Annotated in this window: 7 protein-coding genes; 5 read left to right on the top strand and 2 right to left on the bottom strand. The window is 67.3% G+C overall.

Annotation, left to right across the window (positions count from 1 at the left end):
• Positions 1-58: 58 nt before the first annotated feature.
• Positions 59-1,381: a glutamate-1-semialdehyde 2,1-aminomutase gene (hemL, locus tag IEW85_RS05145; RefSeq protein ID WP_188683347.1), complete on the top strand. Its 1,323-nt coding sequence runs from the start codon at positions 59-61 to the stop codon at positions 1,379-1,381.
• 141 nt (positions 1,382-1,522) lie between these two features.
• On the opposite strand, the gene IEW85_RS05140 is transcribed toward hemL, so the two are convergent.
• Positions 1,523-1,993, bottom strand: a complete 471-nt coding sequence (locus tag IEW85_RS05140) for a hypothetical protein (protein WP_188683345.1) — start codon at positions 1,991-1,993, stop codon at positions 1,523-1,525.
• A gap of 24 nt (positions 1,994-2,017) precedes the next feature.
• Positions 2,018-2,740 carry a 3'-5' exonuclease gene (locus IEW85_RS05135; protein WP_188683343.1) on the bottom strand — a complete coding sequence of 241 codons (723 nt, stop codon included), beginning with the start codon at positions 2,738-2,740 and terminating at the stop codon, positions 2,018-2,020.
• A gap of 119 nt (positions 2,741-2,859) precedes the next feature.
• On the opposite strand from IEW85_RS05135, the gene IEW85_RS05130 reads away from it, so the two are divergent.
• From IEW85_RS05130 to IEW85_RS05115, 4 genes are all read left to right on the top strand, one after another.
• Positions 2,860-6,537, top strand: a complete 3,678-nt coding sequence (locus IEW85_RS05130) for a PD-(D/E)XK nuclease family protein (RefSeq protein WP_188683341.1) — start codon at positions 2,860-2,862, stop codon at positions 6,535-6,537.
• Positions 6,534-10,268, top strand: a complete 3,735-nt coding sequence (locus tag IEW85_RS05125) for an ATP-dependent helicase (protein WP_188683339.1) — start codon at positions 6,534-6,536, stop codon at positions 10,266-10,268. The genes IEW85_RS05130 and IEW85_RS05125 overlap by 4 nt, the downstream gene beginning before the upstream one ends.
• Positions 10,269-10,445: 177 nt before the next feature.
• Positions 10,446-11,579 carry a DNA cytosine methyltransferase gene (locus IEW85_RS05120; protein WP_229658812.1) on the top strand — a complete coding sequence of 378 codons (1,134 nt, stop codon included), beginning with the start codon at positions 10,446-10,448 and terminating at the stop codon, positions 11,577-11,579.
• Entirely contained in the window at positions 11,569-13,224 is a 1,656-nt protein-coding gene (locus tag IEW85_RS05115) for a restriction endonuclease FokI C-terminal domain-containing protein (protein ID WP_229658811.1), read from the top strand. The genes IEW85_RS05120 and IEW85_RS05115 overlap by 11 nt, the downstream gene beginning before the upstream one ends.
• Position 13,225 lies beyond the last annotated feature (1 nt).

Genomic DNA, 13,225 nt, shown 5'->3' with positions numbered 1-13,225 from the left:
CCACATTCACCACAATCCGGTACGCAATCTGAAGCGGTGCTCCCGCTGAAAGGACCCGATGACTTCCAACGCTGAACTCCACGACGCCGCCCAGCAGCTCATGCCCGGAGGCGTGAACTCCCCGGTGCGCGCCTTCGGCTCCGTCGGCGGGACCCCCGTGCAGATGGTCTCCGGCCGGGGCCCGTACCTGACCGACGCCGAGGGCAACCAGTATGTGGATCTGGTGGGCTCCTGGGGTCCGGCCCTGCTGGGGCACCGGCACCCCGCAGTGATCGACGCCGTCCACTCCGCCGTGGACGCCGGCCTGGGCTTCGGCACCTCGCACCCCTCTGAGGCGCGCCTGGCCGAGCTGGTCCGCGGCCGCGTGCCCGGGGCTGAGATGATCCGCATGGTCTCCACGGGCACCGAAGCCACGATGACGGCGGTCCGACTGGCCCGCGGCGCCACCGGCAAGAACATCGTGGTGAAGTTCGCCGGCTGCTACCACGGCCACTCCGACGGACTCCTGGCCGCCGCCGGCTCCGGTGTTGCCACCCTCGGCCTGCCCGGATCCGCCGGTGTGACCCAGGCGCAGGCCTCCGAGACCATCGTGATCGAGTACAACGACCGCGCCGCCCTGGAGCAGGTCTTCGCCGAGCACGGTGAGAACATCGCCGCGGTCATCACCGAGGCCACCCCGGCGAATATGGGTGTGGTGCCGCCGGAGGAGGGCTTCAACGCCTTGATCCGCGAGATCACCACCCGCCATGGCGCCCTGATGATCTTCGACGAGGTCATGACGGGCTTCCGCATCACCGACGCCGGCTATTGGGGCGCCTCCGGCCGCGAAGAGGGTTGGGAGCCGGATCTGTTCACCTTCGGCAAGGTCATCGGCGGCGGCATGCCCACTGCCGCACTGGCCGGCCGCCGCGAGGTCATGGAGCACCTGGCGCCCACCGGGCCGGTCTACCATGCAGGCACCCTCTCCGGTAACCCGGTGGCCATGGCCGCCGGTGTGGCCACCCTGGAGAACGCCACTGCCGAGGTCTACAGCCACATCGATGAGAAGGCGCAGGTGGTGGCCGACGCGCTGGCCTCCGCGCTGAACGAGGCCGGGGTGGACCACACCATCCAGAAGGTGGGCTCGCTGTTCTCCGTGGCCTTCGGCACCGGTCCGCAGGGCACCGGCACCGGTGTGCACAACTACGCCCAGGCAGGGGCCCAGGAGACCTTCCGCTTCGGCCCGTTCTTCCACTCCATGCTGGAGCAGGGGGTCTACCTGCCGCCCAGCGTCTTCGAGGCCTGGTTCCTCTCGGGCGCCCACGACGACGATGCCGTCGGGACGATCCTGGACGCCCTGCCGGCAGCCGCACGGGCCGCCGCCCAGGCCCAGTCCGCCTGACGGATTCAGGAAGAGACGCAGACAGAGAGATCGCGCCGGGATTCCGGCCCGGAGGGAGATCTCAGCTCCGTCTCACGGGTCAGAACCCCGGCGCGATCTGTGTCTGGGGAGGCCTGGGCGACCAGCGGGCCGAGCAGCTCCTCAGGCGGTGAGTTCGGAGTCGCGGTTGGGATCCTTGCTGAGCACCAGCTGTAGGGGCGCGATGATCAGCGTGGCGATGATGAGGCAGCAGAAAGCCAGCAGCCAGGAGATCCCCACACCCTGAGCCATAGCGGGCAGCACCGTGTTGGAGAACAGGATGAAGGCGAAGATCAGGGTGACCAGCGGAATCGAGGCGCCACCGGTCTTGGGCGAAGCCCCGTGGGCCCGCAGGTAATAGTGGAAGGAACCGAGCAGCGGTGCCAGTGCCGCGGTGGCCACAAGGATCCACCAGAATCCCTCACTGGCACGCGAGCTGGCGAAGAGGAAGAACATCCCTGCCAGGGACAGCGTCAGCAGCACCGCCGCATAGCCATCGTGGGGCGATCCCAGGGCAGGCTTGCGCGGCGGCTCCTGCACTGACTCGGCGAGGGACGAGGTCTGCTCGGGGCGGTGATGCTGGTCCGTGGCCATAGCTCCACGCTAACCCGGCACTGTTCAGAGGGGCCAGGCTCCGCTGATGACCGCGTCGGGCCTGGTCCTGCGCAGATAGGCCTGGAAGTCGGCGGCCTGTTCGGCCTTCCACCCGATCTGCAGCTCATGCAGCTCCTCGGCGCGGATCTGCAGCTGCGGGTACTGCGCGGCCAGACAATCGGCCACCTGGACTGCGGCCTTGGCGTCCGGGGCGGCAGAGTGCGCGCCGTCAAGGATCACCTCGTAGAAGGTGCAGAGATCCTCGAGGGTGCGCTTGCCGCGCCGGTATTTGTCCACCTGCTTATCGATGACCAGCGGGTCGATCACCGGGTTGGGTTCGGGGAAGCCGACGCCGTGCCGGACCGCCTCCTCGCGAAGCACGGTCAGGTCATAGGGAGCGTTCATGACCACCACAGGGGTGCCCTGCTCGAACTCCGTGGTCAGGGTGCCGGCCAGTTGGGCCACCGCCTCCGCGGCGGGCTGGCCCTCGGCCACGGCGCGCTCGGTGCTGATGCCGTGGATGGCGGTGGTCTCGGCCGGGATCTCGACTCCCGGGTTGATGAGCCATTCGCGGGTGCGTACGGTCTGCTCGCCGTCCGGGCCGGCGTCGAACTCCACCAGCGCGGCAGAGACGATCCGAGCGGTCCGGGGGTCGCGGGAGGTGGTCTCCACGTCGAAGCCGACCCGCCGGCCGGTGTGCCAGGAGTCGCTGCTGGAGGGGAGGTCGAAGAGGGCCTGTTCGGTCATGGACACCACGGTAGCGCCTGCCGGGGACATGGTCCGGCGACGGGCCGGAGAAGCCCCGGATCCGGCGGCCGTCCCACTGTCACGCAGCCATGTCGATGCCCTCTGATTGAATGGTTCCCATGACCAGCCCCGTGCAGGAATACGCCGTTCTGGACCATCGTGCCGATGCGTCTCAGCAGCAGGTGCTGCGACGTGCCGAGGAGACCGATCGTGGCCCGCTGCTGGTCTACGGCGGCCCCGGCGCGGGGAAGTCGGTGCTGGCGGTGGAGCTTGCGCTGCGGTTCCTGCGCGAGGGCCATGATTCGCGCCGGCTGCTGATCCTCTCACCCACCCGCAGCACCTCGGCGCTGCTGCGCGACGCCGTGGAGTCCCGCTGGGCGGAGATCTCCCCGGGAGCCTCGTTGAGCGAGCAGCCCTCCCGCTCCTTCGCCTCCTACGCCTTCTGGATCCTGGGTGAGGCCCGACGCCGGCAGATCCTGGACTTCCCGGCCCGGCAGCCGCGCCTGCTCTCCGGCGCGGAGCAGGACCGCATCCTCCGGGAGATCCTCGAGAGCCTGCAGCAGGAGGCGGCGGGGGAGTCCTGGCCCGCCGACCTGCGCGAGGCCGCGGAGACCGACGGCTTCCGCAAGGAGATCCGCGAGCTGCTGGACCGCGCCACCGAGTACGGAGTCTCCCCGGAGCGGCTGAGCGAGCTGGCCGAGGAGTGTGCGCGCCCGGAATGGCGCACTGCCGCGGACATCTATGAGCGCTATCTGAACCAGCTGGACGCCGAATCCCACGCCGATGCCTTCGACCCGGCCGGGCTGATCAACGAGGCCTGCCACATCCTGGAGTTCAACCCCTCCTTCCTGGAGGGGGAGCGCCAGCGGCTGGGCTGCGTGATCGTCGATGACCTGCAGGAGGCCAGCCCCACGGTCTACCGGCTGCTGCGCCTGATCGGCGCCGGCCGGCCGGTAGTGGCCTTCGCCAACCCCGATGCCGTCACCCAGGGCTTCCGCGGCGCGCGCCCGGACAAGCTGGGCAATTGGGCGGCCCCGGTGCGCAGGACCGTGCCGGAGGAGGGAGAGCCGCTGAACCCGGAGCTGGACTCTGCCGTCCTGTTGGAGGACGGGACCGAGGTGGTCCGCCGCAGCGGCTCCGGCTCCATGGTCCCGGACGTCCAGGGCGGACTGCCCGGACAGACTCCCGAGATCCTCGCCCTGCTGGAGGACCACCGAGCCTCCGGCGCTGTGGGATCGATCTATGCGCGCACCATCCGACGGATCGCCCCGGGCAAGTCGGCCGCGGCCCGGGAGCCGTGGGTCGAGGTGCTCAAGGAGCACAGCCGGGAGGACGGGAGCCCCGCCCCACGCACCCAGGTGGACGCTGTCGTGGTGCCCAGCGACTATCAGGCCGAGCAGTTCATCCTCCAAGAGGTGCTGGAGCGGCATGACCGTTACGGGGTCCCGCTGGGGGAGATCGCCGTGATCGTGCGCAACGGCACCCTGGCTCAGCGGATCGCCCGCGTGCTGCAGGCTCAGGGCGTGCCCATCCGCCAGCAGATGAGCGAGGTCATCCTGCATGAGGAGGCGGCAGTGGAGCCGCTGCTGGAGGTCCTGCACTGGGCCACGGTGAGTGCGGCCGAGCTGCCGGGAGCCTCTGCGGCTGCTGCTGAGCCGGTCCCGGAGGAAGAGTCCGACGCCGGCGTCGGGAACTCTGGTGCTGCGTGTGAGACGGCCGCGGATCAGACAGCTGAGCGCGGGGGTGGTGGAGCACCGTCCCTCACCATGGATCTGCCGCAGGTGCTGCGTCTGCTGACCAGCCGCTATGGCACGGCCGATTCGCTCACGCTGCGGCGCATCCGTCAGGTGCTGCTGCGGGCTGAGCGCCAGCGCATCGTCCTTGTCCAGCGGTCGGGGGAGCGGCAGGTCTCCGACCAGCAGGACCAGGACGGAGCCCAGACCAGAGACCAGATCAGGGGCCAGGCGCAGTCGCCTCAGCCGCGGAGCTCGGATGAGCTCATCACCGCCGCCGCAAACGATCCCCAAGGCCCCACGTTCCTGGCCGCCGCGGAGGAGGCGCCGGGACTGCTCTCCGGGCTGCGCAGGATCAGCCGCATGCTGGAGGCCGCCGCGCTCGCGGTGAAGCAGAACCCGCAGGGAGTGGGCGCCGAGGAGATCCTCTGGGCGGTGTGGTCGGCGGCCGGGCTCTCGGAGACCTGGGCCGAGCTCACCCGCCAGGCAGGGCTGGAGGGACGCCGCGCGGACCGGGACCTGGATGCGGTGATGGCGCTCTTCCAGGCTGCCGAACGCTTTGTGGACCAGAACCCAGGGGCTCCTGCCGCGGCCTTCGTGGACCATATGGAACGCCTTGAGCTGCCCATGGACACTTTGGCGGAGACTTCCTCCGCCGAGGACGCTGTGGAGATCCTCACCCCGGCCACTGCGGCCGGGCGGGAGTTCGACACCGTGATCCTCTCGGGCCTGCAGGACGGCGTCTGGCCGAATCTGCAGCCGCGCGGTGAGCTGCTGGGCAGCAACCACCTGGTGGATGTCATCGAGCAGCGGGCCGGGCGCGAGTCCACCAGCTCGCTGGTCAAGCGCATGCAGGTCCTGCAGGACGAATACCGGCTCTTTGCCACGGCGGTCTCGCGGTCGGCGGCGCGCCTCTTCGCCGTGGCCGTGGAGAACTCCGAGGACAGTCCCAGCATGTTCCTGGATCTGGTGGTCCCCGCCGATCAGCGCCAGGACCGGGCGGCGGCCATCCCGCGCCCGGTGACCGCGCCGCGGCTGATCGCCGAGCTGCGCCGCTTCCTGGAGGACAGCCACCGCCAGGAGCTGGAGGAGGGCGCCCCCTATGCCGAGGACCATCACCCCCAGACCGAGCGCAGCAATGCCGCCCGGGCCCTGGCCACGCTGGCCCGGCACGGACTGACCGGCGCGGACCCGGACCAGTGGTGGGGGCTGCACGAGATCAGCAGCAGCGGACCGCTGCTGGAGCCGGAGGAGGAGGTCCGGGTCTCGCCCTCGAAGGTGCAGACCGCAGTGGACTCTCCGTTGCAGTGGTTCACCCAGACCGTCGGGGGAGTGGAACCCACCGACTTCAGCCGCATGCTCGGCACGCTGATCCACGAGATCGCCGAGGATCACCCGCAGGAGATGAACCCGGAGAAGCTGCAGGCCGTGCTGGCCGAACGCTGGCATGAACTGGGTCTGCCCGAGGGCTGGGAGGCTGAGGCGGACCGGCAGCGCGCGGAGACCATGGTGGAGAAGCTGACGCTGTACCACGCCTCTGTGGTGGACGAGAAGCGTCGAGTCCTCGCCCGTGAGCTCGATGTGGAGGCAACGCTGGAGCTGCCGGTGGAGGGTGAGGACCGCACGGTGCGCATCCGCGGCACCATCGACCGTGTGGAGCGCACTGAGGACGGCCGGTTCTATGTGGTGGACCTGAAGACCGGGCGCGCCAAGCCCAGCTCGGACCAGGTGCCCCGGCACGGACAGCTGGGCACCTATCAGCTGCTGGTGAGCCTGGGTGCTCTGGAGCCGGCGCTGCAGCAGGCCCATATCGACGTCGAGGGTGTGCACGGCAGTGCGGGCGCGGCCCTGCTGCATGTGGGCACCACGGTGAAGAAGAACGACATCCAGGAACAGGCCCCCGCCGAGGCCGAGACCGACTGGCCGCGCCAGCAGATCACCCATGCCGCACAGGTGATGACCGGAGCCAGCTTCGAGGTCCGCCACCAATCCACCCAAGACGAATGCCAGGCGGGCGTGCTCTGCCCGCTGTGCGCCGGAACCAAGCAGGTGACCCAGCCATGACCACCACTGATCAGAACACTGCGGAGACGGCCACGGAGACCTCAGCGGGGCAGAGCGCTGCCGAGCAGCCTTTCGCGGAGACTCGTGCGAACCCTCCGGTGCGGATCAGCGCCGATGACATCGCCGACCGGCTGGGAGCCCACCGTCCCACGGCCGAGCAGCGTACGGTGATCGAGGCCCCGCTGGAGCCCACCCTGGTGGTGGCCGGCGCCGGCTCCGGCAAGACGGCCACCATGGCGGACCGCGTAGTCTTCCTGGTGGCCAACGGCTGGGTGCGCCCGGATGAGATCCTCGGCGTGACCTTCACCCGCAAGGCCGCCGGTGAGCTGCGCGAACGCATCACCCGGCAGCTCAAGCGGCTGGTGGATGCGGAGCTGATCGACCCGCAGGAGCTCATGCCCGAGCAGGAGAACCGCAGTGAGGTCCAGGACCTGGACGGGCTGCTGACCCCTGCCATCTCCACCTACCACTCCTATGCCAACAGTCTGGTCAGCGAATACGGGCTGCACATCGGCTTGGAGCCTGAGACCCAGCTGATCGGCGAGGCCCAGGCCTGGCAGATGGTCTCCGAGCTGGTCAGCGGCTATGAGCGCGGACAGACCCTGGTGGAGGCCGGGGCCCGGGCCGGCACCATGGCCGACAACGTCCTGCAGCTGACCTCCGACTGCGCGGAGCACCTGGTGGAGCCCGACGCCGTCGCCTCCGCCTTGGACACCGAGCTCGCCCAAGTGGAGGGGCTGATCGCCGCCGAGGCCAAGAAGCCCAACACGGGACAGCAGGGCCTGATTGATACGTTGCGGCTGCGCCGGGAGACGGCAGAGCTGGCTCAGCGCTACCAGCAGGCCAAGCTCCACGGCGATGTCATGGACTACGGAGACCTGCTGCGCTTCGCCGCCCGGATCGCCGCTGAGGTGCCGTCTGCGGGGGAATCGGAGCGGGAGAAGTACTCGGTGGTGCTGCTGGACGAGTTCCAGGACACCTCCTATGCCCAGCTGGAGCTCTTCAGCAGCCTCTACGGCACCGGGGCGGCCGGACAAGGGGCCGGACACGCGGTCACCGCCGTGGGCGATCCCAATCAGTCCATCTATGGCTTCCGCGGGGCCTCGGCCGGGCAGCTCTTCGACTTCCCGCAGAAGTTCCCGCGCATCGACGCTCAGACCGGAGGGCGCTCGCCGGCGGCCACCCGTCAGCTGACCATCGCCTGGCGCAATGGGCGCCACATCCTGGCGATGGCGAATCAGCTGGTGCTGCCCTTCTCTCAGAACGCGGAGCATCCGGAGAAGTCCTGGCACCGCAGCACTGCGCATCTGCGCCGCCAGCTGCAGCCGCTGATCACACCGGACCGCGGCGGCGTCGTGTCCGAGAGCGTGGTCCAGGACGGCTCGGTGCGCTACGGCTGGTTCGCCACGGAGCAGGAGGAGGCTCAGGCGGTGGCCGGGCAGATCGCTGCGGCCATCCAGGCCTCTGAGGAGGATCAGACCTATGCGGTGCTGGCCCGCACCCGTGCCCAGCTGGAGACGGCCGCCGCGGCGCTGCGCCGCCAGGGGATCCCCTATGAGTTCCTGGGGCTCTCCGGACTGCTTTCGACGCCGGAGGTGGCCGAGGTGCTGGCCTATCTGCGGGTCATCGCCGATCCCAAGCGCTCCGATGCGTTGCTGCGGATCCTGGGCGGTGCCCGGTACCGGATCGGTCCGCGGGACCTCTATGTTCTGGGCCGGGCGGCCAAGGGGCTGGAGAGCTGGCGGCGCAAGGCCTCCGCAGGTGAGACCGGCGGTTCCTCTGAGGTGGAGGACGCCGATGACCGCTTCTCCGAGGTGACCCAGGAGCTGGAGGAGATGGCCTCCCTGGTGGAGGCCCTGGACGCTCTGCCCGATGACCCGGAGAAGGCGGTGGAGCGCTGCGGCTTCACCGAGGTGGGCGCTCAGCGTCTGGTTCGGGCCAGGGATGCGCTGCGTGTGCTGCGCCAGCTGAGCTCGCTGGATCTGGGCACGCTGATTCAGCGTGTGGTCTCGGAGACCGGCCTGGATGTGGAGGTTGCGGCTCGTCCATGGGAGGAGCAGCACCATGCCACCCGTCAGCTGGATGCGCTGATCGAACAGGCGGAGAGCTTCACCAGCACGGAGGGCCGTGCGGATCTCTCCAGCTTCCTGGAGTGGCTCCAGGCTGCGGAGAAGAAGGAGCGCGGCCTGGAGCAGGCTCAGGCCGATCCTCGGCCGGGCGCGGTCCAGCTGCTGACCGTCCATGCCTCTAAGGGGCTGGAGTGGGATGTGGTGGCTGTGATCGGCATGCGTGAGGGGAAGTTCCCCTCCAAGCAGGCTGATCGGTGGACCACCAACAACGGACAGCTGCCCTGGCCGCTGCGCGGGGATGCCGCCTCCATCCCGCAGTGGGATTCGGAGCAGGAGTCTCTGCAGTTCTGGGGGTGCTCGGCCGGCGTCGGGACCTCCAAGAAGTATGAGGGCAGCATCTTCAAAGCTGACTGCGAGGAGTTCAGCCGGGAGGAGGAGCGGCGGCTTGCCTATGTGGCGGTCACCCGCGCCAAGAGTCTGCTGATCTGCACCGGTGCCTGCTTCTACGGCGCGGCCGGGGGAGAGGAGCCCTCGGAGTTCCTGCTGGAGGTCCGGGAGGCTGCTCAGGCGCTCGACGGCGACGCCGGCCAGCTCGGCTGGGCCGAGGTGGAGGATAAGAAGGCCAACCCGTTCAAGGATCATCTGGTGGTGGCTCAGTGGCCCTACGACCCGCTGGAGCCGCTGGCCGCGACCACCTTTGAGGTGCAGAAGGCCGATCCTGAGGATCCGACGTCGGTGGACCGGCGTGAGGAGCTGCCGGAGGAGATGGGAGCTCCTGCGGGGGCTGTGGGCCGGCGTGAGCCCATGCGGTGCGCCGCGGCCTTGGTGCACGCTGAGCTGGAGAGCCTGGCGGATGAGGGTCAGGAGGGCGCTGCGGATCCGGCACCGAGCGGCGAGCAGCAGCCTACCTGGCAGCAGGAGGCGCTGTGGGTGATCCGCCGTGCCCGCCAGCAGCAGGCGGGCCTGGAGCCGCCGTCGCTGCCGGGGCATATGAGTGCCTCGCGCTTTGTGAGCCTGGCCCGGGATGCGCAGGAGGTGGCCGAGCAGACCCGGCGTCCGGTGCCGCGCAGGCCCTCTGCGGAGGCCCGCCGCGGAACGGTGGTCCACTCCTGGGTGGAGGAGTTCTACGAGACCCGTGCGGCCTTCCCAGAGATCGAGGAGCCGATGCGCGGCGACGAGGAGCTGGACCTGGTCTTCGACCTGCCCAAGGCCCGGGAGAACTTCCGAGCCAGCCGCTGGGCGCAGCGCCAGATCTTCGCCATGGAGATCCCCATCGAGACCTCAGTGGGTGGTGTGATGCTGCGCGGCCGGATCGACGCCGTCTTCGGCAGTCATCCCGATGGATCCGACGCCGATGTGGCCGCCCATGATCGCTGGGAGAAGCTGCCGCGCGCTGAGCGGAACGAGCAGATGCGTCAGCGCAGTTGGCAGCTGGTGGACTGGAAGACAGGCCGCGTCCCGCAGGGGGAGGAGCTGCGCACCAAGCAGCTGCAGCTGGCGATCTACCGCCTGGCCTTCAGCCGTCTCTACGAGATCCCGCTGGAGCAGATCGAAGCCAGCTTCTTCTACATCGACCACGGAGTCGACCTGCCGGCACAGAACCTGCCCAGCGAGGAGGAGCTGGAGGCGATCATCACCGAGGCGCAGAAGCACTTCGGGTGAGCGGTTCATCACAGCAGGATCGATGGCAACGACGCATGTCCCTGGTCGAAGGTAGTTTCGATTGGGACAGAGCGAGATGGGAAGTGCCGACGTGCTTCACACTGGAGCTGCGAAGTACAGCTTCGGCGCGTAGCATGTAGGCCTAGAGAGACCAGCCGGTCAGGGGAAGGACCGAGGATGACGATCGCAGCAGAGCGCATTGCAGATATGGCTGAGCATGAGGGGCGGTTTTCGACTCAGGAGAGAACGAAGACGTTCCGATTCGGTGAGCTGTTCTCCGGTCCGGGTGGGCTGGGACTCGCCGCGACCAATGCCTCCCGCCCTGGGTACGAGATCGTCCACCAGTGGGCGACGGACTACGACGCAGACACATGCCGTACCTATGCTGCGAACGTGTGCGGGGATGAGGGCCATCATACGGTCGTTCATCACGACATCCGGACGCTCGACTACGACATTCTGGCCGAGCGTGGTGGTATCGACGGGTTGGCCTTCGGCTTCCCGTGCAACGACTTCTCGGTCGTCGGTGAGCGCAAGGCTTTTGACGGAGAATTCGGTCCACTCTACACCTATGGTGTTCGGGCTCTTGAACGTTTTCAACCGGAGTGGTTCCTCGCCGAGAATGTCGGTGGCATCCGAGCAGATGGCGGAAGGGTCCTGAGGAAGATCTTCCGGGACATGATGGACGCCGGGTATCGGATCTACCCACACTATTACAAGTTTGAAGAATATGGGGTGCCCCAGGCGCGGCACCGCATGATCGTCATCGGTATTCGGAACGACGTGGACGTCGAGTTCAAGGTCCCTAGCCCGGACCGTTTCAAAGCGGAAGATGTCAGCGCACGGACCGCGCTGGCGAACATTCCGAGCTGGGCCAAGAACCAGGAGCCGACCAAGCAGTCGGAGCGAGTGATCGAACGCCTCAACCACATCCCAGCTGGTGGCAACGCTTGGCATGCTGACATGCCGGAGCATCTGCAGATCAAGACGAATACCAGACTCTCGTCCATCTATCGGCGCCTTCATCCTGACAAGCCTGCATACACCGTGACAGGTTCAGGTGGTGGAGGAACACACATCTACCACTGGGAGGAGCCGCGCGCTCTGACCAACCGTGAGCGTGCCCGCCTCCAGACGTTCCCAGATGACTTCGAGTTCCGGGGGTCCAAGGAGTCTGTGAGGAAGCAGATCGGCATGGCCGTTCCGCCGCAAGGCGCACAGGTCATCTTCGAGGCGCTGCTGGACTCGTACGCTGGTATCGAATACGACTCTGTGCCCCCGTCGCTGGAGGAACTGACACTTGGTCGATAAATCCCGGCATTGGATGCTTCCGAGGCCTAAGCGCCGACTGGTCTCTGTCCCACATATCCTTCAGACGTGGTTGCTGAGCGCTCAGGAGATTGCCCTTGAGGACCCGGACGACACCTGGTCCGGAAACCGCGAACGCCACATCAGGTTCGAAGAGATCCTCGAGTCTGAAGGGATCAAGCGGCCAGGGAAGCGCCGGGACGCGTCTGGGAGCGGCGGGCGGACCTACGCTGCGATGCTCAAAGCGCTGGGGCTGATCTTCACCCGTGAGAGTGACAGCAAGGCGTATCTCACCATCGCAGGGGAAGAGCTGATCAACGGCGGTTCTCCCAGCCAGATCATCTCGACACAGGTGATGAGGCTTCAGTATCCCTCCCCCTACTCGCTGTCCATCCGCCTCTCTCCGGAGCTCAAGGTCAGGCCCGCTCTGCTCGTGCTCCAACTCCTCCTGGACCCGCGTGTGGGGTCGCTCAGTGAGGAGGAGATCGGAACCATCGTGATGAAGCATGGGACCTCCAACTCCTCGGAGACGGTTGAGGCCATCGTCCACGAACTTTTGGCGGTCAGGAATGGGAACCAGCCTTCCCCTGATGAACCGCGGGTGGAAGAGAGCAGCGCGGGTCCCATCGATTTCTTCTTCAGCGGTGAAGCGGTGGCATGGGATGCAGAAGGCAGTGTCGGCTCAGCCCGAAACGCCAGCACCAAGCTTCTGGAGACTGCCAACGTGTTCGTCAACTGGCTGGACTATACACAGTTTCTCGGACGAGAAGAGGGCGGTGTCTGGGTGCTTGACGAGAAGCGTGCCACTGTTCATAGGGCAGTAGACCATTTCTTGGCGGAACCGCTGCTCTCAGAACCTGAGCGCGAGGAGACATTCCAGCGCCGGTTCGGACGAGGCCCTAACAAGACAAAGGACACGCGGAACCTGGATCAGCAGGCGACCGTCACCGCACGCATGGTCGAAGAATCGCTGATCAAGGCGAAGTACCTCGGCATCGCAGAACAGCGGCCGGTCAACGGCGTCGACGACGAGCTGGTCAATGAGATCTCCGGTCTTACCGGGATCGCGGCTGCACAGGTCGAACGCTTCCTGCGCCGGGAATATCCTCATGGCAACTACGGCCTGTTCCTCAACGAGTATGTCCAGATGGCCTATGAGTCTCGGAACCGGGCCAACGACTTCGAGGTCGCGACCACCGAGATCTTCAGGACAATGCTGTCGGTGGAGGCCGAACACACCGGCATCTCCGGACAACGGACTCCCGATGTCGTCGTTCGCGATGGTGAGACGGACCGGTGGGGCCTCATCGATAACAAGGCGTACAGAGCCTATAGCCTCGGCAGCGGAGACGACCGTGCGATGCGTGAGTATCTGCGGAACTACCTGGAGAAGGCCTCTGCGGCAGGAGCAAAGCTGGACTTCTTCCTCTACATCGCGGCCGGGTTCAAGAGTGGCGTCGTGTCGAAGTTGAACACGATCACAGAGGAGACTGGCGTGCCAGGCAGCGCGATCGATGTGCAGGCGATGGCGCAGTTGGCGAAGAGCTTCGCGGCCTCATCAGCGACTGGGAGTGACCTCTTCGACCTGTTCCAGAAGCAGGGCATCATCACGCTCGGCGACGTGAACGCGCTGCTCGGAGGGCGCTGAG

The sequence above is a fragment of the Nesterenkonia cremea genome (assembly GCF_014642675.1).
Classification (GTDB): domain Bacteria; phylum Actinomycetota; class Actinomycetes; order Actinomycetales; family Micrococcaceae; genus Nesterenkonia; species Nesterenkonia cremea.
Note: the sequence above shows the minus strand (reverse complement) of the source record. Positions and strands in the feature narration are given on the sequence as shown.

Bases quoted from the DNA above. Each gene is read 5' to 3' on its own strand.
- hemL (WP_188683347.1), top strand. From the start codon at position 59: ATGACTTCCAACGCTGAACTCCACGACGCCGCCCAGCAGCTCATGCCC.
- IEW85_RS05140 (WP_188683345.1), bottom strand. From the start codon at position 1,993: ATGGCCACGGACCAGCATCACCGCCCCGAGCAGACCTCGTCCCTCGCC.
- IEW85_RS05135 (WP_188683343.1), bottom strand. From the start codon at position 2,740: ATGACCGAACAGGCCCTCTTCGACCTCCCCTCCAGCAGCGACTCCTGG.
- IEW85_RS05130 (WP_188683341.1), top strand. From the start codon at position 2,860: ATGACCAGCCCCGTGCAGGAATACGCCGTTCTGGACCATCGTGCCGAT.
- IEW85_RS05125 (WP_188683339.1), top strand. From the start codon at position 6,534: ATGACCACCACTGATCAGAACACTGCGGAGACGGCCACGGAGACCTCA.
- IEW85_RS05120 (WP_229658812.1), top strand. From the start codon at position 10,446: ATGACGATCGCAGCAGAGCGCATTGCAGATATGGCTGAGCATGAGGGG.